22 protein-coding genes are annotated in these 21362 nt (G+C 40.0%); 9 read left to right on the top strand and 13 right to left on the bottom strand.

The window, feature by feature from the left end; genetic code table 11:
- Positions 1-58: 58 nt before the first annotated feature.
- From MKX55_RS10295 to MKX55_RS10285, 3 genes are read left to right on the top strand one after another with little or no spacing between them, the layout of a single operon-like run.
- Entirely contained in the window at positions 59-523 is a 465-nt protein-coding gene (locus tag MKX55_RS10295) for a DinB family protein (protein WP_339184658.1), read from the top strand.
- Complete coding sequence (locus tag MKX55_RS10290; protein ID WP_339184656.1) at positions 516-1640, top strand: FAD-binding oxidoreductase; 1125 nt, start codon at positions 516-518, stop codon at positions 1638-1640. Before MKX55_RS10295 ends, MKX55_RS10290 begins: the two co-directional genes overlap by 8 nt.
- Before the next feature lie 18 nt (positions 1641-1658).
- Entirely contained in the window at positions 1659-1790 is a 132-nt protein-coding gene (locus tag MKX55_RS10285) for a hypothetical protein (protein ID WP_256706186.1), read from the top strand.
- A gap of 119 nt (positions 1791-1909) precedes the next feature.
- On the opposite strand, the gene MKX55_RS10280 is transcribed toward MKX55_RS10285, so the two are convergent.
- The 4 genes from MKX55_RS10280 to MKX55_RS10265 form a co-directional block, all read right to left on the bottom strand.
- Positions 1910-2554, bottom strand: coding sequence for a YitT family protein (locus MKX55_RS10280; protein WP_339184653.1), 645 nt, complete (start codon positions 2552-2554; stop codon positions 1910-1912).
- Positions 2555-2704: 150 nt separating this feature from the next.
- Positions 2705-3427: an amino acid ABC transporter ATP-binding protein gene (locus MKX55_RS10275; RefSeq protein WP_339238491.1), complete on the bottom strand. Its 723-nt coding sequence runs from the start codon at positions 3425-3427 to the stop codon at positions 2705-2707.
- Complete coding sequence (locus MKX55_RS10270; protein ID WP_175297054.1) at positions 3427-4077, bottom strand: amino acid ABC transporter permease; 651 nt, start codon at positions 4075-4077, stop codon at positions 3427-3429. The genes MKX55_RS10275 and MKX55_RS10270 overlap by 1 nt, the downstream gene beginning before the upstream one ends.
- Positions 4078-4209: 132 nt before the next feature.
- Positions 4210-5019 (bottom strand): transporter substrate-binding domain-containing protein, encoded by an 810-nt coding sequence (locus MKX55_RS10265; RefSeq protein WP_339237971.1) that lies wholly within the window; start codon positions 5017-5019, stop codon positions 4210-4212.
- A 310-nt stretch (positions 5020-5329) separates the two neighbouring features.
- Between MKX55_RS10265 and MKX55_RS10260 the strand changes: the two genes are divergently transcribed.
- Positions 5330-5659, top strand: coding sequence for a hypothetical protein (locus MKX55_RS10260; RefSeq protein ID WP_339184648.1), 330 nt, complete (start codon positions 5330-5332; stop codon positions 5657-5659).
- Between the two features lie 43 nt (positions 5660-5702).
- Here the strand turns inward: MKX55_RS10260 and MKX55_RS10255 are convergent, their stop codons facing one another.
- Together MKX55_RS10255 and MKX55_RS10250 are read right to left on the bottom strand one after the other, a co-directional pair.
- Positions 5703-6647, bottom strand: a complete 945-nt coding sequence (locus MKX55_RS10255) for a bile acid:sodium symporter family protein (protein WP_339184646.1) — start codon at positions 6645-6647, stop codon at positions 5703-5705.
- 261 nt (positions 6648-6908) lie between these two features.
- Positions 6909-7655, bottom strand: coding sequence for a sulfite exporter TauE/SafE family protein (locus tag MKX55_RS10250; protein WP_339184644.1), 747 nt, complete (start codon positions 7653-7655; stop codon positions 6909-6911).
- A gap of 302 nt (positions 7656-7957) precedes the next feature.
- Between MKX55_RS10250 and MKX55_RS10245 the strand changes: the two genes are divergently transcribed.
- From MKX55_RS10245 to MKX55_RS10225, 5 genes are all read left to right on the top strand, one after another.
- Positions 7958-9682 carry an ABC transporter substrate-binding protein gene (locus MKX55_RS10245; RefSeq protein WP_339184643.1) on the top strand — a complete coding sequence of 575 codons (1725 nt, stop codon included), beginning with the start codon at positions 7958-7960 and terminating at the stop codon, positions 9680-9682.
- A gap of 185 nt (positions 9683-9867) precedes the next feature.
- Positions 9868-10824, top strand: a complete 957-nt coding sequence (locus tag MKX55_RS10240) for an ABC transporter permease (protein WP_339237970.1) — start codon at positions 9868-9870, stop codon at positions 10822-10824.
- A gap of 17 nt (positions 10825-10841) precedes the next feature.
- On the top strand, positions 10842-11762 hold the full coding sequence (gene opp4C, locus MKX55_RS10235) for an oligopeptide ABC transporter permease (protein ID WP_339184641.1): 921 nt from the start codon (positions 10842-10844) through the stop codon (positions 11760-11762).
- Between the two features lie 4 nt (positions 11763-11766).
- The gene (locus MKX55_RS10230) at positions 11767-12756 is read left to right on the top strand and encodes an ABC transporter ATP-binding protein (protein WP_339184639.1); all 990 of its coding nucleotides are present in this window, start codon (positions 11767-11769) and stop codon (positions 12754-12756) included.
- Positions 12753-13742: an oligopeptide/dipeptide ABC transporter ATP-binding protein gene (locus MKX55_RS10225; RefSeq protein WP_339237969.1), complete on the top strand. Its 990-nt coding sequence runs from the start codon at positions 12753-12755 to the stop codon at positions 13740-13742. The genes MKX55_RS10230 and MKX55_RS10225 overlap by 4 nt, the downstream gene beginning before the upstream one ends.
- Before the next feature lie 53 nt (positions 13743-13795).
- Here the strand turns inward: MKX55_RS10225 and solA are convergent, their stop codons facing one another.
- The 7 genes from solA to MKX55_RS10190 form a co-directional block, all read right to left on the bottom strand.
- Positions 13796-14932, bottom strand: coding sequence for an N-methyl-L-tryptophan oxidase (gene solA, locus MKX55_RS10220; RefSeq protein WP_339237967.1), 1137 nt, complete (start codon positions 14930-14932; stop codon positions 13796-13798).
- A gap of 24 nt (positions 14933-14956) precedes the next feature.
- Complete coding sequence (locus tag MKX55_RS10215; RefSeq protein WP_339184634.1) at positions 14957-15430, bottom strand: thioesterase family protein; 474 nt, start codon at positions 15428-15430, stop codon at positions 14957-14959.
- A gap of 36 nt (positions 15431-15466) precedes the next feature.
- On the bottom strand, positions 15467-17203 hold the full coding sequence (locus MKX55_RS10210) for a class I adenylate-forming enzyme family protein (RefSeq protein WP_339237965.1): 1737 nt from the start codon (positions 17201-17203) through the stop codon (positions 15467-15469).
- Positions 17204-17355: 152 nt separating this feature from the next.
- Positions 17356-18207, bottom strand: coding sequence for a metallophosphoesterase (locus tag MKX55_RS10205; RefSeq protein ID WP_339237963.1), 852 nt, complete (start codon positions 18205-18207; stop codon positions 17356-17358).
- Positions 18208-18321: 114 nt separating this feature from the next.
- Entirely contained in the window at positions 18322-19062 is a 741-nt protein-coding gene (locus MKX55_RS10200; protein WP_339184628.1) for an alpha/beta hydrolase-fold protein, read from the bottom strand.
- Between the two features lie 17 nt (positions 19063-19079).
- Positions 19080-20249, bottom strand: coding sequence for an ATP-grasp domain-containing protein (locus MKX55_RS10195; protein ID WP_339237961.1), 1170 nt, complete (start codon positions 20247-20249; stop codon positions 19080-19082).
- A 235-nt stretch (positions 20250-20484) separates the two neighbouring features.
- Positions 20485-21312 carry an alpha/beta hydrolase-fold protein gene (locus MKX55_RS10190; RefSeq protein ID WP_339237959.1) on the bottom strand — a complete coding sequence of 276 codons (828 nt, stop codon included), beginning with the start codon at positions 21310-21312 and terminating at the stop codon, positions 20485-20487.
- Between the last annotated feature and the right edge of the window lie 50 nt (positions 21313-21362).

Below are 21362 nucleotides of genomic sequence, written 5' to 3'. Positions count from 1 at the left end.
ATTACTGTAAAAATAATCATTATTAGATTATAATTAGTATCATTGGAGGATTGATGAAATGACAAGAAAACAATTTAACTTAACTCGTACTGCTTTACTCACCTTTGCTTCCGAGCTGGACAATAATAGCATCGATGTGCAGGCAGACTATTTTGATACAACGATCCGCTGGCATTTAGGCCACGCGCTCGTAACCATGGAAAAATTCTTATTCCGCTACCCTGTAAAATCAGAAAATATACCAGCAGGCTATGCTGAACTTTTCAGCTCTGGGACAAGCCCAAACGATTGGACGGAAGAACCTCCCAGCTTAGAAACGTTATTAGAAGCATTAGAACTGCAGCAACAGCGGATCAATGAATTTAATGATTTATTCTGGAAATCGAATGTACAATTTAAAGTTCCATTCGGCAGCGTTGAGACTCAGGGCGATTTGCTGATTATGCTTTCCTTCCGCGAAGCAGAGCTTTTGGGTAAAATCAAAGCCATGTATCAGGTTATTGCAAGGGATAAAAATGAGTAAACCCTATATTATTATTGGCGGCGGCATTTTAGGCGCCAGCACCGCCTATTATCTTTCAAAACAAGGTACAGAGGTCATTCTGATTGACCGGCACGATGAAGGTCAGGCAACGGACGCAGCGGCAGGAATTATTTGTCCGTGGGTTTCCCAGCGCCGTAATAAAAAGTGGTATCATCTTGCTAAAAATGGCGCCCGGATATATCCATCGCTTATAGCGGATTTAGAAAATCTCGGCGAGAAGGATACCGGTTATAAACAGGTAGGAGCACTCAGCCTCCATACAGACTCTAAAAAAGTAGACGGTATGGAAGAAAGAGCGTATAAACGCCGGGAAGACGCTCCAGAAATCGGTGATATTATCCGTCTGGATGCCGAAGAAACACATCAGCGCTTTCCTATTTTGCAAAAGGATTACCAGGCTGTCTTTATCAGCGGAGCAGCGCGGGTAGATGGAAGAAAATTAGTAAAGGCTTTAAGAAATGCTGCCAAAGCAAATGGTGCTTCCCTTCTATCTGGAGATGCCAAATTATGCACAGGCGGTAATACGGTAACCGGTGTGGAGTATAACAATGAGGTCATTGATGCCGAAAAAGTCATTTTGGCAAACGGAGCTTGGATGAATGAAACCGTAGAGCCTCTGGATATCCATCTGGATGTTTCGTTTCAGCGGGCACAAATTATGCATCTGGAAATTCCAGGTTTAAACACAGCGCATTGGCCGGTAGTTATGCCTCCCGGAACGAAATATTTACTCACGCAGGATGACAACCGCTTCGTTATCGGGTCAACTCATGAGGATAAGATTGATTTTGATTATCGCGTCACCGCAGCAGCCATACATGAAATTTTAGATCAGGGACTTGCGATTGCACCTGATTTAGCAGAAGCCACCGTTTTAGAAACCCGGGTCGGCTTTCGCCCGTACACACCTGGTTTTCTCCCGGTTATCGGTGAACTGCCTGCACATTCCAATGTCCTCTTAGCAAATGGACTCGGTTCATCCGGGCTGACGATGGGACCTTATCTTGGACAGCAGCTTGCAAAATTAGCTTTACATGAAGAAACAGATATCATTTTAGAGCATTATGATGTATCATCTGCATTAAAGCGTCAGTAATGAAAAGAGGTGGCTCATTTGAAGGGATCTTATGTTGTTCTTATTATTCTTCTTCTGATACTCCTGACAGGCTTCTTTACCTGGTTATGGCTGCAGAACTTTAATGAGAATCAAGAAAGTATTGCAGCTTTAGTTGATTACTTAGTATAAATATTGGAAAAAGGACCGGATTAAAAAAGGTCCTTTTTCTTTTACACCGTATATCTATTTTTCTAATACGCACATACGATTTCCCTGTCTCTGTATCGATCCGCTTCCTTTTTAAAACCTTAGGAAACATGGGTTTCATTTCTTTTCTTATTTTGGTTGTATTCTACCTTTAAAACAAATTCCCCCATTTTTAAATAAGTAGCTTGAAATATCGGACTTTGAATGAATGTAAAAATAAATGTAAAGATAAATACCGGTCCGCCAATAATCCACCCTATAACAAGCACACTGCATTCCGTGATAATCCGGACTCTGCCAATTGGCGCTTTCAATTTATCTGCGAGCGAAAGCATAAAGCCATCACGCGGTCCAGATCCGACACCTGCCGCATTATACAGACCTCCGCCAAACCCCATGATACAAATACCAGCTAATATAAATAGAATGTCCACCCACGTATTGGTTGCTTCCGGAAGAATTCCTGTCCAATGATAGAAATCCACAAATGACCCTACCAGAACGGCATTAAAAAAAGTACCTACCTTTATGTATCTGCGGTCTAAAATAAAACAGACAACAATCAAAATCATGGAAATAATAATATTCCATGTTCCAATTGTAAACCCGACCCTTTCAAACATCGCTACATTTAATACATCCCACGGGTGGATGCCTAAATGCTGCATATTAATGGTCAGTGAAATACCGCCGCTGAAAATCATTATTCCCAGCAAAAAAAATAACCATCGAAATGATTTAACCAAAATAAGCTCCCTTCTTTCCAGATGAAATAATTCTTGATGATATATCCATAATTATTATAAGTATACGCTTTTTGGGAGGAAATAAAAAGAGCAGGTTTAATGATCAATGATAGTGATATCATAAATCATTAAACCTGCTCTTTTTTATAATTATAATACTTTATTCAAAAAATCTCTGGTTCGTTCGGACTCTGGATGATTGAAAATAATATCCGGTGTATTTTCTTCCATAATAATACCTTCATCCATAAAGAACACTCTATCCGCAACCTCTCTGGCGAATCCCATTTCATGTGTTACGACAACCATAGTCATACCTTCTTTCGCCAGCTGTTTCATTACCTCCAAAACTTCCCCGACAAGCTCCGGATCAAGTGCAGAGGTCGGCTCATCAAAAAGCATCATCTTCGGCTCCATAGCAAGCGCTCTTGCTATCGCTACACGCTGCTGCTGTCCTCCGGATAATTGAGACGGATACTGATCTGCTTTCTCAGCAAGTCCCACCTTCTCTAATAAAGCTTCTCCCCTTTGCCTTGCTTCTTTTGGAGAAAGCTTCCGAACCTTTTGAGGTGCAAGCATCACATTTTGAATTACCGTTTTATGCGGAAACAGATTAAACTGCTGAAAAACCATTCCAACTTCTGTTCGAATCATATTAATATCTGTTGCCCTATCCCTTATATTGTAGCCGTCTACAATCACATCTCCACTTGTAATATCTTCTAATAAATTAAGACACCGTAAAAATGTACTTTTCCCTGATCCGCTCGGCCCAATCACACACACGACTTCTTTTTCTTCCACTTCACAATGAATTCCTTTTAAAACCTCATTATCTCCAAAACGTTTGTGTAAATCCTGCACTGTAATCATCAATACTTCAACCTTCTTTCTATATAACGAAGCAATAAGGACAGACTGAAATTAATTACTAAGTAAAACAAAGCTACTGTTGTATAAATTTCCACCGCATTAAAATGATTCGAAGCAATGTATCTGCCTTGGAACATTAATTCTGGAACTAAAATAACAGACAATAAGGAAGTATCTTTAATACTGATAATAAATTGGTTGCCAAGCGGCGGTATCATTCGCTTAAAAGCCTGTGGCCAGATAATATAACGCATTGTCTGGTGTTTATTTAGTCCTAAAGAACGTCCAGCCTCCATTTGCCCTTTATCAATCGAATCAACCGATCCGCGAACGATTTCTGCAATATATGCTCCAGAGTTTATCGCAATAACAACAACTCCGGCAGTAATGGAATCCATATTGTACTGGGTAATAATTGGTAATGCAAAGAAAATCCAAATAGCTTGAACAAGTACTGGTGTGCCTCGAATAACTTCTACATAAATAGATGCAATAATAAAAAAGAATTTATTTTTTGATATCCTGCCTAAACCGAATATAGCGCCTAAAGCAAAACCGATTAATAAGCCAATAATAGAAATTAATAGCGTATAATACAAGCCTTTACCTAACTGCGGTAAAAAATCAATTACCTGTGTAAAATCAAACATTTCCTCACCTCTCTGGTACATAAAATAAGGAGCCGTGCATAAGATTGCCAGCTCCTTATTTTATCCCTGCCAAGTCAACTGCACTAATGCTTTTGGGTTCGCTTTTCAATTAAGCATTTGTTGCTTTATTTCTTACTCCGAAGCGCCAAACCATTTATCATAGATCTCATCATATGTTCCGTTTTCATGTAACGTTGCCAATGCATCATTAATCGCAGCTACTAATTCATCATTTCCTTTTGAAATTGCAATACCATAATCTTCTGCCTGATAAGTATCACCAACTGCTTTTAATCCATCACCAGTTGTTGCAATATAGTACTCAACGTTAGGAAGATCATATACGGCTGCATCAGCACTCCCATTTTCAACTGACATATATACTTGATCCAGCTGTTCATAAGTATCAATGGTCTTATCCTCCAGATTTTCCTCTAAAAATTGTGAACTGGTAGAACCTAACCGGGTTGCAATTGTTTTTCCTTCTAAATCTTCTAAACTGTTAATATCTTCATTATCCTCTGGCACAGCAATGGTGATACCGGATTCATAATAAGGATCACTGAAATCCACTGTACCTTTTCTTTCTTCCGTAATACTTATCCCAGCAACAGCAATTTCAAATTGACCTGTTTGTAAACCTGGAATAATTCCATCGAAATTCGTTGTTTGGATTTCCCCATCAATTTCAAAACCCGCTTCTTCTGCAATCGCTGTAATTAATTCAATATCAAAACCAACTAACTCCCCGTCCTCCATAAATTCAAATGGCACGAAAGAGTTATCACTTACAACAGTGTACGAATCATTTAAATCATAATCACCGTTGTCATCTACTTCCTCATCATCTCCTGAAGTGTCATTTCCACCACCGCATGCAGCTAAAACTAGTAATAAAATAAGTGCCAGCATGAAAAACCAATTTTTCTTGTTACTTAACATCCAAAAATACCCCCTCATAATTATTTTCATTTATATGGATAAAACAAAGTACCATAAATCTAAGTATAACAAAATTCTATTTTTATTAAAAATTCATTATTCATCCATATTTCAGAAAATACAAGCAAATTTAATGATTATAACTCTTTACCCATTGATTATATTCTTTAAACTTGAAAATTATCAGAAATCCTTATTTTTTCATAGGTGAATATCCAAATTCAAGTTTTTAAAGCAAAAAAAAATAAAATCTGTTATACTGTTTTTGCACGTGAATAACCTGCTAATTTATTCAGGAGGACGAATCCATATGGAAGAAAGTATCTCCATTTTGAAATGGAAAGCATTTGTTGAAAATAAACAAAGAAAAAAATTATTAGTGAAGGTAATCTGGAATGATACAGATAAATTAACGCTGCTTATTACCCCAAACATGAAAGTGAATGCTTTTATTAAGGATGAAAAAGAAGGATTCCTTTTTTATGATATAGAAGGAGAACCGATTTCAGGACCTATTCCGTCCATCCTCCCCAGCAATGCATTAGAGAACGGACAAATTCTATTAAAAGCAATATCTGATGGAACGGTAACCGTCTATGGAGAAAAAATAAATAAGAATGAAATGAACGCTTTACATTAAAAAATCTCTAGAGATAGAATATCTATCTGCTAGAGATTTTTTGTTAATGATTCGTTTTATCATCATATTTTGACCAGAACGTGGCAAGCACCGGCCCAGAAATATTGTGCCAAATACTAAAGAGCACACTTGGAACAGCAGCTATCGGCGTAGCAGCAAAGAATGTTAATGCTAAGGTGGAGGCAAGCCCAGAGTTCTGCATGCCAACCTCGATAGAGACGGCCTTTTGATCTGAAAAACTCAATTTAAATAGTCTGGCAACCGAAAAGCCAAGCAACAATCCTAATAGATTATGCAGCACAACGACGCCAAAAATAAGTAATCCAGATGTTGCTACTGCCTCTTTATTTACAGATACAACTGCAGCAGCGACGGCGACAATACCAATAACAGAAACAAGCGGCAGTACAGAAATACTTCTTTCTACTTGTTTACTAAATAATAAGCGAATCACAAATCCTAAAATAATTGGTATAAGAACTACTTGTAATATTTGAATAAACATATCCTTAAATGAAACCGGCATCCATTGGTTCGCTAATAGAAGTGTTAATGCCGGAGTTAACACTGGCGCCAACAAGGTAGAAACCGTTGTTGCTGATACAGATAAGGCAGTATTTCCTTTTGCTAAGTATGTAATGACATTGGATGCCGTTCCGCCTGGCGAACATCCTACAAGAATAACACCGACTGCAATTTCAGGCGGCAATTGAAAAACAACAGCCAAACCATATGCTAAGAGCGGCATGATAATATATTGAGCAAGTACAGTAATGAATACACTTTTAGGAGCTTTTAATACATCCTTGAAATCTTGAGGTGTAAGTGTCAACCCCATCCCAAACATAATAATTCCTAATAAAATACTTACATGTGGCGCAATCCAGGTAAACCCGCCCGGAAACAGGAAACTGACGATGGCAAATAAAATAACCCAAAGGGCAAAGGTATTACCTGCAAAGGCACTGATTCTTTCTAAAATCTTCACTTTCAAATCCTCCTAAAAATACTTTCGCTACAGCGTAAAAATTCAAACAATTCAATCTGTTATTTCTAAAAAGAACAGCAAGCAATGGGAGCCGCCTTGCATTTCTGCTTTTCATTTTGAAATAAGAGATATTTCATTATCATACCAAACATCAAATAATTACGTCTATACAAAATTAGAATATTTTTAAATACCATACAAAACTGTAAAACAGCAGCTATTCTTCTTCTCTGGAATAACTGCTGTTTCTCTGCTCTGTTTTTAATTAAAAATCAAGTTCAATCCTCCAAGTGTTGCGAAAATTAAAATCAACAGGGTAAATACCCTCTGCGGAATAAAGTCCAGCACTCTTGCTCCAATAAATGCGCCGGCTAAAATAATCGGCATCATTATCATATTGACTGAGAATGTATCAAGCGTAATCATGTCAAGGTGAACATAAAAAGGAAATTTAATTATATTCACTGTCAGAAAGAACCATGCGCCTGTTCCAATAAATTCTTTTTTGGGCAATCCCTTTACCAGCAGATAAATAGTCATTATCGCGCCTGCAGCATTTCCGACCATCGTAGTGAAACCGCCAAGAACCCCCATAAAAACAATAAACAATAGCGAGCTCGGTAGCATCTCATTAAAGCGGGTACCCAGCTTCTGCCGAATAAAATTTAATGCAATCATCATTAATACAATGAGACCGATTACCGGCTTTAGCTGTGCGTCATTAATATTCTGCAAAACAAAGAAGCCCATAATAATTCCAATCAATACCCACGGCACCAGGCTGATTAAGTATTTCCATACCACATTCCTTCTATAATATGTAACCGCAAATAAATCGCCTGCTAACAGCATCGGCAGCAAAAAACCGACGGAATCTCTCGCTGGAAAGACGAACATAATTAATGTCACTACCAAAATAACTAAGTTTGGCAAGCCAGATTTAGAAAAGCCTATCAGTAAAGCACACAAGCCAATCATCATCCAATCTATAAATCCGAGCTCTAACATCCTTCTTCTCCTTTGTATTCTATTCTATTATTCTCGTTCTATGATTTGTATGATTAAGTATAAAACAATCTGCATTAAGCATATAATATTCAGACTTATTAAAACAAGTATTACTATTGCCCCTCATGTTCTAATTAAAAATTATCCTGAAGTGGAAAACCTTTCGATACTTAGGTTCTCTCGGTATTTTCATAAAAATCAGATTGACAGAAAAATCTTACTTCAAATCCCCTGTTGACTTATCGGGTTTATGAGGTTAAATTATAGTTATTCATTAAAACTATATGCAGGGAGGAAATTCAATGAAAGTTCCAAAGTACTATTTTATTTTGTTTACCGCACTTATTTTATTTTTAGCGGCATGTAATACGGAAATGGGAGGTGACGAAGAGAGTGAAGCTGCCCCAACCGAAGAAGGTGAACAAGGATTAGATGTTGTAGAAGATACAAAAATTGAAGCAAGTGATCCTGAGAGTTCTCCCGAATTAGCACTTAACCGGGGAAATACAGTGGTTGTCGGCTTACAGGAACCAGGCGGTGTGTTTACACCATATTTTAATACAAGTGGTTATGATGGCAATGTACAATCCGTTATGTTCCCTCCCCTGGTTGATATTGATGAAACGGGTGAACCTTACCCTCGTCTAGCTGAAGATTGGGAAATTTCAGATGATGAACTAACTTATACATACCATTTAAGAGATGATCTAAAATTTGATGATGGATCAGATTTCACTGCAGAGGATGTAGCGTTTACTATCACGCTTCTTCATGACCCATCCTATCCAGGTTCCACGGATATCACTGAAGCCAATGTAGCCGGCGGACTGGATTACAAAGAAGGCGATGCAGAAGAAATTGAAGGCATCACCGTTATTGATGATCAGACGATTGAATTTCAGCTGGAAGAGCCCAATGCAAGAGCATTAACCATGCTTGGCGGTCAAATTCTCAGCGAAGAATACTATGGTGCTGATTATTCAAAAGGTGATTTAGATTATATTAGTGATTATCATCTAGAACCAGTCGGTGCTGGTCCGTTTAAATTTGAAGCTTATAATCCAGGGGAAGAAATCCGCTTCGCTTCTAACGAGCATTACTATAATGGCGAGCCGGAAGTAGATACATTTATTTATAGAACCTCTGAAGGAGATTCACAGCAATTCTTCCAAACTGGGGAATTAGATTATAGCACTTTCCCGGCAGATCAAGATAATTTTGAATTATTGCAGTCTTTAGGTTATGCAAATATCGACCTTTATACGTCATCCAATTATAGCTACGTTGCATTTAATCATGAGTCTGAAATTTTCCAGGACCCCAACGTTCGTATTGCTTTCAATCTTGGACTGGACCGTCAGGCATACATCGATACACGGTTCCAAGGCTATGCTGAATTAGCCAATGTCCCTGTTGCACCTGTTTCTTGGGCTCACACAGATGACATTGAAGCATTCCCGTACGATCCGGAAGAAGCAAAACGGCTGCTGGAAGAAGCAGGCTGGGAAGAAGGATCTGATGGCATTCGTGAAAAAGATGGTGAGAAATTAAGAGTTTATTTCTTTACAACAGATGGAAGCGGCGGAAATGATATTTTTGTCACTTTAGCACAGGAAAACTACCGTGATATTGGAGTTGACCTGCAAATTGAACAAATGGACTTCAATGCATTATTATCTCGTGTAGATAACGGAGACCATGATCTTGTATCTTTCTCCACTACGATGCAGCCAGATCCGCATATTGGTGTAGAGGCATTCCACTCAGAACATAATGACAGCACCTTTAGAGGTTATGATAATCCAGAAGTGGATGAATTGATTGATGCTGCCGTAGCTGTCAGCGATATTGACGAACGCGCAGAAGCTTATCATGAATTATATGCAAAACTGCAAGAGGATCCGCCGATGATCCTGCTTAATTATAATAAAGTATTAGCAGGTACAAATGCACGGGTGGAAGGTTTTGAACCAAACGGCACCCGCGGCATCGCACCAAGCTTGGAGCTTTTGAGAATCGCAGAATAATAAAACCGGAATAAATAGTAAAGCAGTGATTATTCATACAGGTCCAATGATATAAAGCAGTTGATTCCTGTCTTCATTTTAGATAGGAATCTTCTTGCTTTTTTATAGAAATAATAACTTTTTACATATTGTTTTTTAAAATTTGCAGCCTTATATCAATCATGAGTTAAAAGGAGGGCATCAACATGAACAATTATTTTGTCAAACGGTTACTTTATTTAATCCCAACGCTGATTGGCGCATCTATTCTTATTTTCTTTTTGTATTCCTTGATTCCAGGTAATTTCATTGATACAGATCCAAATTTAACAGCGGAAAGAAAAGCGGAATTATATGCACTATATGGTTTTGACCAGCCTACCATTGCCCGCTACTTTATTTGGCTGGGAAATTTATTTCAGGGAGATTTAGGTTACTCCCTTCAATTCCAGCGGCCTGTTACGGAAGTTCTTAATGATTACATATGGAGCTCTTTTATCGTTGCTTTTGCATCTTTATTCTTAACATGGGGAATCGCACTTGTTATCGGGGTTATCTCAGCAACGAAACAATATTCTTTTTTTGATTCCTTTATTACGATTCTTGTTTTCGGAGCGATGGCCATCCCCTCTTTCTTTCTTGGTCTGATTGCTATTAAATTTTTTGCTGTTGACCTAGGCTGGTTTCCTGCCGGCGGTATGACGACTTCAGGAGCAGATTATACAGGTTGGGCCCGCATAAAAGATATCGCAGAGCATATGGTACTTCCTGTCATTGTTTTGACTATGCTTGGAATTGGCGGCCTGACCAGGTATTTCCGGACAAATATGCTGGAAGTAGTAAAACAGGATTTCGTGCGTACCGCAAGAGCAAAAGGGTTAAAGGAAAAAGTTGTTATTTATAAACACGCATTAAGAAATGCCCTCCTCCCCGCCATCACTTTATTTGCTTTTGAGCTTCCGGCACTATTCAGCGGAGCAATTATCACAGAGCAGATTTTCAACTGGCCGGGAATCGGCGCTATCTATATGCAGGCTTTTTCTGTAAGGGATTATCCTTTATTAATGGGCTTTACCATGTTTATTGCTGTACTAACTGTTATTAGTAATTTAATCGCAGATATTCTATATGGAATTGCTGACCCTCGTGTCAGAGTTAAATAGTAGAGGGGGCGAGCACAATGGCTTATTCAAGTAATGAAATGATTCAATCAGATCACACTGTTCAAAAATCTTCTTTATGGAAAGAAGTTTTGAAACGATTTTTAAAAAGAAAAATGGCAATTGCCGGATTACTTATTCTTTTATTAGTGTTTTTATTCAGCTTCGTCGGGCCTTTCTTCTCTCCGTATATGACTGCAGGCACTAATTCGCAAGCTATACATCAGGCTCCTAGTTTATCGCACTGGCTTGGCACAGATCATTTAGGAAGAGATGTACTTACCAGATTAATGCTGGCCGGCAGAATTTCCTTGACTGTCGGAATTGGGGCGATGTTCCTTGCTGTTACGATTGGCGGAATTCTTGGTATTCTTGCAGGATATTATGGCGGTATTATCGACCAAATTGTAATGCGTATTGCTGATATTTTAATGACCTTACCCGGCCTTCCGCTTCTTTTTATCATGGCTGCTATTATGTCAGAGTGGCAGGTGCCGGCAGAGCAGAGATTATATATTGTTATGATTATGTTAAGTCTGGTAAACTGGCCGAGCCTCGCACGATTGATCCGCAGCCAGGTTCTCAGTTTAAGAGAAAGAGAGTTTATGGTAGCAACCGAAGTATTGGGGCTGCGTGATAAACGAAAAGTATTAAATCATCTTCTTCCCAACGTTGTTCCTTTATTGATTGTAACGGCTACGTTAAGTGTCGGCGGAGCTATTTTAAGCGAATCGGTATTAAGCTTCTTCGGATTGGGTGTTGTCCCGCCAACTGCCTCATGGGGAAACATGATTAATACAGCGAATACGTTAATTGATTTTACCAACAGGCCATGGCTTTGGATTCCGCCTGGTGTAGCCATTTTTATTACAGTTATTGCGGTAAATCTATTAGGCGATGGACTGCGCGACTCCATTGATCCAAACATGAAAGGAAGGTAATTACATGGCACAACAAGAACCGCTTTTATCCGTTCATCAGTTAAAAGCACACTTTCAATCAGAAGACGGATTGGTAAAAGCTGTGGACGGAATCAACTTTGACGTTTATCAAGGAGAAACTGTCTGCATCGTCGGAGAATCTGGATGTGGAAAAAGTGTTACAGCCATGTCTATTATGGGGCTGCTTCCCGATACATCAAAGGTAGAAGGAGAAATAAATTTAGCAGGTAAAGATCTCACCAAGCTTTCGAAAGGAAATATGCGCAGAATTCGCGGAAATGAGCTATCTATGATTTTCCAAGAGCCAATGACCTCCCTGAACCCTGTTATGACAATAGGAGAACAAATGACAGAAGTCTTATTAGAGCATCAGGCGATTTCCAAAAAACAAGCAACAAAAAAATCACTTGAACTGATAAAAATGGTTGGTATTGGACGCGGTGAACAAATTATTAAATCTTATCCGCATCAATTGTCGGGGGGCATGCTTCAACGCGTAATGATTGCCATTGCGCTTGCCTGCGACCCGAAGATGCTTATTGCAGATGAACCGACAACAGCACTCGATGTCACGATACAAGCACAGGTATTGAATTTATTACAGGATTTAAAGGAAGAAACAAATATGTCCATGCTGCTAATCACACATGATCTTGGTGTCGTAGCTGAAGTAGCAGACAGGGTTGTAGTAATGTATGCCGGCAAAGTAGTTGAGCAAGGCAGGGTAGAAGAGATATTTGCTAATCCGAAGCACCCTTACACGAAAGGTTTATTGCAAGCCAAGCCCATCCTCGGATCCCGAAAGAAAAAGCTGTATACCATTCCAGGGCAGGTTCCGAAGCTGGTTGATTTAAAGCCCTCCTGCTACTTTGCTGACCGCTGTGAACACTGCATGAAAATTTGCACACAGCAAACACCCGAGCTAAAAAGCGATGACAGCGATGCACATAAAGTCGCCTGCTGGCTTTACGAAAATGAGGTGGTACACAAATGACACAGGAATCGCTTATTCAAGTCCATCAGCTTGAGAAAAAATATAAAACAAAAGAAAAAATGTTTAGTAAAAATAATGAGTATATTAAAGCCGTTGATAATGTGACTTTTCATATTAAAGAGGGAGAAACATTCGGCCTGGTCGGAGAATCTGGCAGCGGGAAAAGCACCATCGGTAAATCAATTCTGCGCCTTCAAGATATTTCCAATGGAGAAATCAAATATCATGGAAAAAATGTTTTTGAATTAGATAAAAAAGAAATGCGTCACTTGCGTACGAAAATGCAATTCGTCTTTCAAGACCCATTCAGCTCTTTAAACCCGCGGTTACGGATTGGGGATGCCCTCGCAGAGCCTTTACTGGACCACGGTTTAGCAACAAAAAAGAACGTGAAGGAAAAAGTGATGGAAACGATGGAACTATGCGGGCTGCCAACGTATCATATCAATAAATATCCGCATGAATTCAGCGGCGGCCAGCGTCAGCGAATCGGCATCGCCCGGGCCATGATTATGAACCCGGAATTTATTGTAGCGGATGAGCCAGTTTCCGCACTAGATGTATCCATACAAGCGCAAATTATCAACCTTTTTCAAGAGCTGCAGGAAAAAAGAAATTTATCCTATCTATTTATTTCTCATGATTTAAGTGTGGTAGAGCATCTATGCTCCCGGATAGGCGTTCTGTACTTAGGTACTATGATGGAGCTGGCCAGCAGGGATCAATTATACGAGAACCCGCAGCATCCTTATACAAAAGCATTGCTGTCTGCGGTTCCCATTCCTGACCCGACCAAACGGCGCGAACGTATTTTGTTGAAAGGAGATTTACCTAATCCTGCCTCTCCCCCTTCTGGATGCAAATTTCATACTCGCTGTCCATTTGCTATGGATATTTGTAAAAATGAAACACCTGTATTCAAGGAAAGAGAGCCAGGACATTTTGTAGCTTGTCATTTAGTAGATCAAGAGGAAGCAAATACTTAAGAAACAAAGGTGTATCCTATTAAACAAACGGATACACCTTTGTTTTCATTCTATTAATATCCATCAAATCGACTTAGCTGGAAGCTTTCTAAACTCACTGCGAGTTCCCTATCCGTTAATAACCTGGCTAAGCTTTCCCCGATTCCGCTGGCAAATTTAAAACCATGACCGGAAAATCCGCAGGCAACGACAATATTGGTATGACCCGGCAAATAATCTATAATAAAATCTTCATCAGGTGTGTTTGTATATGTACACACCCTGCCTTCTTTAAGGACTATATCCTTCGAGAAATGCTTATGCGCAAAGGCAAGCGTCTCCTGTTTATCTTCAGCGTATGCTCCAAACGGATCCAGCTTTCCTGAATAATCTAATGGATGTCCTAAATCATGCCTGCCAATTTTCAAACCTGCACCGTCGATACTTGGAAAACCATAATATGTACTTTCCTCATCAACATAGCCCCAGCCCGGAAAAGATCCTTCTGTATAATTCGCTTCTTCTGCTGCTGTAAACCAGCAGAATGTTTTACGCACTGGTGTGAGGGGCAGCGTGGTATCAAGCAGCTTTGTTACTTGATTAGTACCCTTTCCGGCAGAGATAAGCAGCTTCTTCCCTTTTATTTCGTCATCGTTTAGTTTTACGGTAACTTGATCAGCTGTTGTTTCAATCGCTTGAACAGATCTGTTTGTATATAAATCTGCACCATTTTTTTCTGCTAAGGTCCGATAAGCGCGAACAGCATTTTCACTGAACAATACGCCCGAATTTCTCTCAAAATAGCCGACAGCGTCAGCATCTAATTGAAACCCCGGCCAGCGTGTATTAATTTCTTCTGCTGTCATGACATCCAGCGGAAGCTGATATTCCTCTGCAGATTTTTGAACGGTCTCTAAAAACACATTTCCTTTTGTACCAAAATTAAGAACACCTGTATTTAAAAATATGCGTTCCTCCGTTTTTTCATCCAGCTCTTCCCACAGTTTTTGTGCATGTAATGCCAATGGAACATAATTCCCGCCTTCTCCATAGGCATGACGGATTAGCCTTGTTCCTCCATGATGAGAGCCCTCTTCATGCGGAGGATCATATGAATCAATAAGCGCCACTTTCTGTCCCGCTTCTGTTAAATAATAACCCGCTGACATCCCCATGGATCCCGCACCAATAATAATCACATCATATTCCATTTTGAACTCCCTCTCCCTATTCATCTAGTCAGCAATCCGCTGTATTTTCTCATACAGTTCAGGATGCGTTTTGCGAAGCTTCACCGGCTTCCACGCCTTATTCACCCACATATGTGTTGTTTTTCCTGTGGTGAGTAATTCCCCATAAGGTTCATCTGCTGTAGTATGATCTAACCCATTAGCCCGCCAATCTTCTTCCGTTATTCTTCTCGCTTCATATTCAAAAACTAACCGGATCGGGGAATACTGCTCAATACGTGTAAACAATACAACCAAATCATCAAATCTTGCTGAGCTTTTATATACAGCATTCACGTCCAATACCGGTAAAAGCAGCCCCTCTTCTTCAATTGCGTGATAGGACATATCAAAATGCCTCATCCACTCTGTCCGCGCTACCTCAAACCAGGTAATATAGTTTCCGTGATGAACAACCCCCATTTGATCTGTATCCTTGTATTGCACTCGCATTTGATGCTGGTGCCATTCTTGTGTCATTCCTATTTCCTCCTATACGTTTCTCTATCTTACTTATTATGGGCGGTTTAACTTCTCCTCCGCCATTTCCTGCAAACGAAATTTTTGAATTTTTCCAGTGCTTGTCAGCGGCCAATCTGAAGCTGATATAATCCAGACATATCTAGGTATTTTAAAACGTGCCAGCTTATCTGTACACCACTGGACGATTTCTTTTCTCGTAACAGCTTCTCCATCATACACTTCAATAAACGCAGCCCCAATTTCTGTTGTCATCGAATCAGGAACCCCTATCACACCCGCTTGTGCAACGGCTGGATGTTCGGAAATAACCGCCTCTACTTCTCTTGGAGCAACCAGCTCTCCGGAAACCTTATACATTTCTTTACTGCGGCCTAAAAGCTGTACATAGCCATTTTCATCTATTCTTCCGACATCGCCGGTACGCAGCCAGCCATCTTTGTCAATAACTGCCGCTGTTTCTTCAGGCTTATTATAGTATCCGCTTGTCACAGATGGACCGCGGACAGTTAATTCCCCAACAGTTCCCGCTTCTAAATCCTTTCCATTTTGCGGATCGATGGTTTTATATTCTGTTGCATGTCCTTGGAACTCCGAAAGCCCGCTAGAACCCGCTAATTTAGGACGCCCTACTCTTGTCGAAATCATTTCTAAAGAATCCCCCAGTTCTGTTGTCACCCCCGAGGAGCTTACTTCCGTCTGTCCATACCCGGTAATCATTTCCGTCAACCCCAGCGTATCCATGGCTTTTTTCCATACGGGAACGGGAGCAGGTGCAGCCCCGCACCACATCGCAAAAAGCGAGGACAAATCAAATGCTGACACCTTTGGATGATTTAATAAGGCTACCAGGGTAGATGGAACACATAAGTAATCATTCGCACGATATTTTTCCATTAATTCCAGTGATTTTAACGGGGATGCTCCAAGCGCAGAAATAAAAGAACCGCCAACAAAAGACATAGCCAGTATCGCTTCAACAATGGCAAAGCAATGATAGAACGGCAATGGTGCAAATGTAATCCGCCCTTTCTCAATAGCTCGGCTGTAGCATGTACTAAATGCACAGCGGAGCAGCATATCATGTGTCAGCATAACCCCTTTAGGACTTCCCGTGGAACCAGAAGTGTACATAATAATAGTTGCTTCATCCGGATATAGCGAAGCATCCCAACGCTTCTTCCACTCTTTATCGGAAACCGCTTGCCCAGCGTGCAGGAAATCCTCCCATTTAATAAAGGAATTCAAGATTTCCGTATCTCCATCTGTCTCCATACAAATTACTTTTTCCAGCGAAGCACTATCTTGAAATTCTTTTGTTTGCCATAACTCTGCGACTGTTTGAGCGTGTTGTTTATCCTTCACTGTTTCATGCACAACTAAATGATTCGTATCTGACTGCCGTAATATATAGGTTAATTCCGCTTTCGAAAGCATGGAATTCAGTGGAATGAACACAGACCCGACCATCGATGAAGCTATCATAAGAGACGGATAGGCTGCATCATTATCCAGTAAAACAGCAAGATGATCGCGCCTTTTCACTCCATTATGTATAAGCGCTTTCGCTATTTCTACAGCATGATCCCATACATTTTGATAGGTGTACGTTACCCCGCTAATATGCATGAAAGCTTGATCCGCATAAGCTTCCACACTTTTTTGAAAATGAGCAGCGATTGTATCCCGATTCCAAACAGGATAAGCCTCCAATAACTCCTCTCTTCTCTCATTTACCGTTTTAGCTGTCTTCAGTCCTTGTTGATTGCCCATGAAAAAGAAAATCCCCCTTAAAACTGTCTTATTTTATGTAAATACAATCTGTTTTTCTATTATATCAAAATGTATTCCGTTAATTAAATGACAGGTTCTATAATAAAAATAAGCAATACCTTAGTAAAAAAGCTGGCATCGCTTATTTTATATTATTGTTCCGATTGAATCGTAATCAAACTGATCTGACTCTGGTTAAGAAATCGTATTGGCAATGCAGAAGTCCCCAGACCGCTGTCAATATACAAATAACGCGCATCGCCTAATGGATATACGCCCTTCTGCAATTCCGGCAGCAGTCCCTCATCCGGAGCAACAAGCGCCCCTATGAACGGCAGTCTTACCTGTCCGCCATGAGTATGACCGCTTAACACGATATCCGCAGCTACATCCGGATATTTCTGAATAACGGAGGGAGCATGAGAAAGTAGAATGGTATATTTTTCTGTATCTAAGCCGGAAAAAGCCGAAGATATATCTTCATGATTTGTGGATACGTCATTCACGCCAGCCATATTAAACAGCTGGCCATCTTTTTCAAATTGCGTATGTTCATTGCTTAGAATCCGTACTCCTCTCTTCTCTAACTCAGCCAAAAAAGCCTCTTTCTCCGGATTTTCATGCTCATGATTGCCAGTGACAAAATAAGTCTCCGGGTTTATCTGTACTAAAGCTTCAGCCAGTTCAAATGCTACCTCCAAATCTTCTGTTTTCCGGTCAATCAAATCCCCTGTCAACACAATGATATCCGCATCCAGCTCTCTTACCTTCTCAAGCACCTGTTCATTACCTTCCCCGAATAAACGGCTATGTACATCCGTTATTTGCAGCACGGATAGTTCTGTACCAGCCTCCAGCTTCACACTGGAAAAGTGCTCTCTATTAATCTTAAAGGTGCTTGTATCGAAATATACTTTAATCAGCAATGAAAGCATTGCCAGCAGGAGAACGCTAAATATAATCCCTCTTTTTAAATTCCTTTTGGTTTTCTTTGTTCGTTTCATCTTTTAACCTCTTTATCCATCTATTTTTCAGCAGAAAGCGTATTCCTGCTCCCTCTACCGAATTTTCCCCATTAAAAAACACCAGTACTTTTATTGTACTAGTGTTTTAGCATTTTAGGAAAACAATTTTTCCAGATAATAAGGCATTTGCTTCCGCCACCAAATCCAATCATGAGAAACATCTTCGCCCCATTCGTCGAACCAGGCAGGAATCTGCTTCTCCTCAAACGCTTTTTTCAGTGTATAAAATGAAGGCAGTCCATCCTGCTCCCAGTCCCCAAGCCCTGTACAGACAATAATATTGGCTGTACGGTAATGATTGATAAACCAGCCATCATTTTGATTCCAGATATAATCACTCGGTGAATTTTCATAGACAAGCGGATCATTTCCATAATCTCCGAAAAAGAAGCGTGCATCGTATATACCGCTGAGGGCCACCGTCTTTTGAAAAACATCCGGGTGTCTTAAGAAAAAGTTCAGCGCATGATAAGCCCCCATGCTGCAGCCGGTTGTCATCATTGGATGGAACCAGTTTGTTTTATGCTGAATAAATGGAATTGCTTCTGAAATGACATAACGATCGTACGCCTCATGAGCTAATGCGCGATCATGCGGCGGCTTGGAATCATGCAGCCAGCTCTCGCTATCCACGCTGGCTAAGGCGAAAAATTGCACCTTCCCTGCTTCAATAAATTCCTGACATGCATCAATCATTCCAAAATCATAGTATTCATAATGTGACCCGCCGGATGATGGAAACACAATAATCGGTGTACCGCTGTGTCCATATCTGTTTAATGGCATCTCCCTTCCTAATTCTCCGCTCCAATGGCTTAACTGTTCCATATGCATCGTCAAATCCCCTGTCTCTATTTTTTTCGTTCATGTACAAAACGAGTAATTTCATTAACCTCTTCTTCCGTATCCGCATTGATTGCATAAAATTGATTTCCCTGCAGATGGGCAAATGCTTCCGGCATACGCTCAGCAAACTTTACCCTGTCCCCAAATTTATCACGGATTGCTTTGGTATCGTTTTGGTATTGATAGGCGTCCCGCTGGGTAACTCCAATACAATATTGATTGGGAACCTCCGGCTTCTTAAATTCGCCTCCTGTTACCAAAGAAGCGTACTGTGCAAATAAATCAACGGAATAAGCATAGTTATACATATCAATGGTATAGCCGCCAGCCAGACGATTATTATACTCCAGTGCCACATAATCTCCATTTTCTAATTGAAAAAACTCAATATGGAAAAAACGCTCCTTCATGCCAAAGGCTTTCACAATCGCTTTCCCGTATGCTTCAAGCTTCGGATCAATTTCCTTCTGAATAACATAGAATAGATCCAGCTGACCCTGAACGAGCTCTAATGTCGGCACATTATATGTAAAACTTGTCTGGAAAACAATATCTCCATTTTGATCCGTCAGGCCATCAAACGTACACAGCTTTCCGCCTTCCACATAAGGTTCCAGGAAATAAACGGTTGTTTCCTGCCATTCCGCTTCAAAATGACGTATATCTTCATCTGAACTCAATTTAAAGGTCGCAGCAGAGCCGACACCATTGTCCGGCTTCGCAATCACAGGAAGCCCTAATTTTTCCACAGCTTTCGACAAATCCTTTTTATTTTTTACGACACAGCCCTCAACTACTGGCACACCAGCTTTTTTAAACAGCTTTTTCATTTCCGATTTAAACTTTACCTTTTTCAAGTCAGCTGTTTTATTTCCATACACATTAAATTGTTCACGAAGCTGCGCATCAAGCTCTAACCAGTGTTCATTATTGGACTCGATCCGGTCAATCGGACCATGCTTGAAAAACAAAAATGCTACAGCTCGTTTTACTTCATCGACATTTTCTAAACTATTGACCCGATAATATTCGCTTAACGATTTTTGTAATTGTGACCCCAATTGATCATAAGGCTCTTCCCCAATTCCAAATACTTGAACACCCGCACTTTTTAAACGATGCGCAAAAATCTGAAAATTTTTGGGATAATATGGTGAAATTAGGATATAATTCATATTATTTCTCCTCTCGTTACCTAGGTAAAAATCATTAGATTACCTGTTAAAATACCATTTTTTCAATTTAAAATCAATATAATTTTTAGAAAATTGTCAAATAAGATTAGATAATTAAAAAACACTCGAAAGAAACCGCCGTTCATCCCATTTGATGAAGGTAATCAACCATGAATTACCTCAAAATCACAATGATTTCCGACGGGTTCTATCAATTTTTAAACAGCTATCTCGATCACCAATTTGCACCTAAAAATCGAAAACATTCCGGAAGATGCTTTGACCAGGCTTCCTCGTTATGCTCCTCATCCGAAAAAATATTTAAATCGATATGGTCGATAGAAATACCGCCTTTGATCAGCTGTTTATAATACTTCAGCGAACAGTCAATATACGCCTGCTTCATATTTCCATACATTAACTGCCGGTCCGCGTCGTCTCCTTCCTCTGTCCCGACTTGGATATACACACGCTGTTCCGGATCTAACGTTCCTCTTTCCATGTAATGGTCAAACGCTTTGTTAGTAATCCAATTTGCAAGTGAAAAAATCCCCAGACCCCCGATTTGATCTTTATATTCAATTCCCATAAAAGCAGAAATATTTCCGCCAAGGGAGCTGCCAATCATTGCCGTATGGCGTTTATCCGGTTTGGTTCGATAATGTTCATCGATAAAAGGCTTTACTACCGTCATAATAAATTCAGCAAATTCAGCGCCTCTTCCTCCCAATTCAATATCCTCCGGAAGCGGGCTTTCCGTTATTTTCCATGGTGTATATTCATTAATGCGGTCTCTTTCGCCATTATCAATCCCGACAATAATCATTTTGGGCAAATCCGGATTCCTTTTTATTGCCGGAATCACCTTCCATGAATAGCCGCTATAGGCTTCACTGCTGTAAAAAACATTTTGCCCGTCATGCATATACACGACAGGATAATGCCGATCCTTCTCTTTCCCATAATCTTTTGGCAATAATACCCGCACACGGCGATTCTCTTTTTTATAAGCCATTGGCAGCTCGTGGGATTCCAGCTTTAAATAAAAATAGGATTGTCTCATGTATATTCCTCATTCCGTCAAGATTCTTTAAACGTTTTTAAAATTACGGT

Origin of the sequence: Oceanobacillus sp. FSL W7-1281 (genome assembly GCF_037969835.1) — a bacterium.
Lineage (GTDB): Bacteria > Bacillota > Bacilli > Bacillales > Amphibacillaceae > Oceanobacillus > Oceanobacillus oncorhynchi.
Note: the sequence above shows the minus strand (reverse complement) of the source record. Positions and strands in the feature narration are given on the sequence as shown.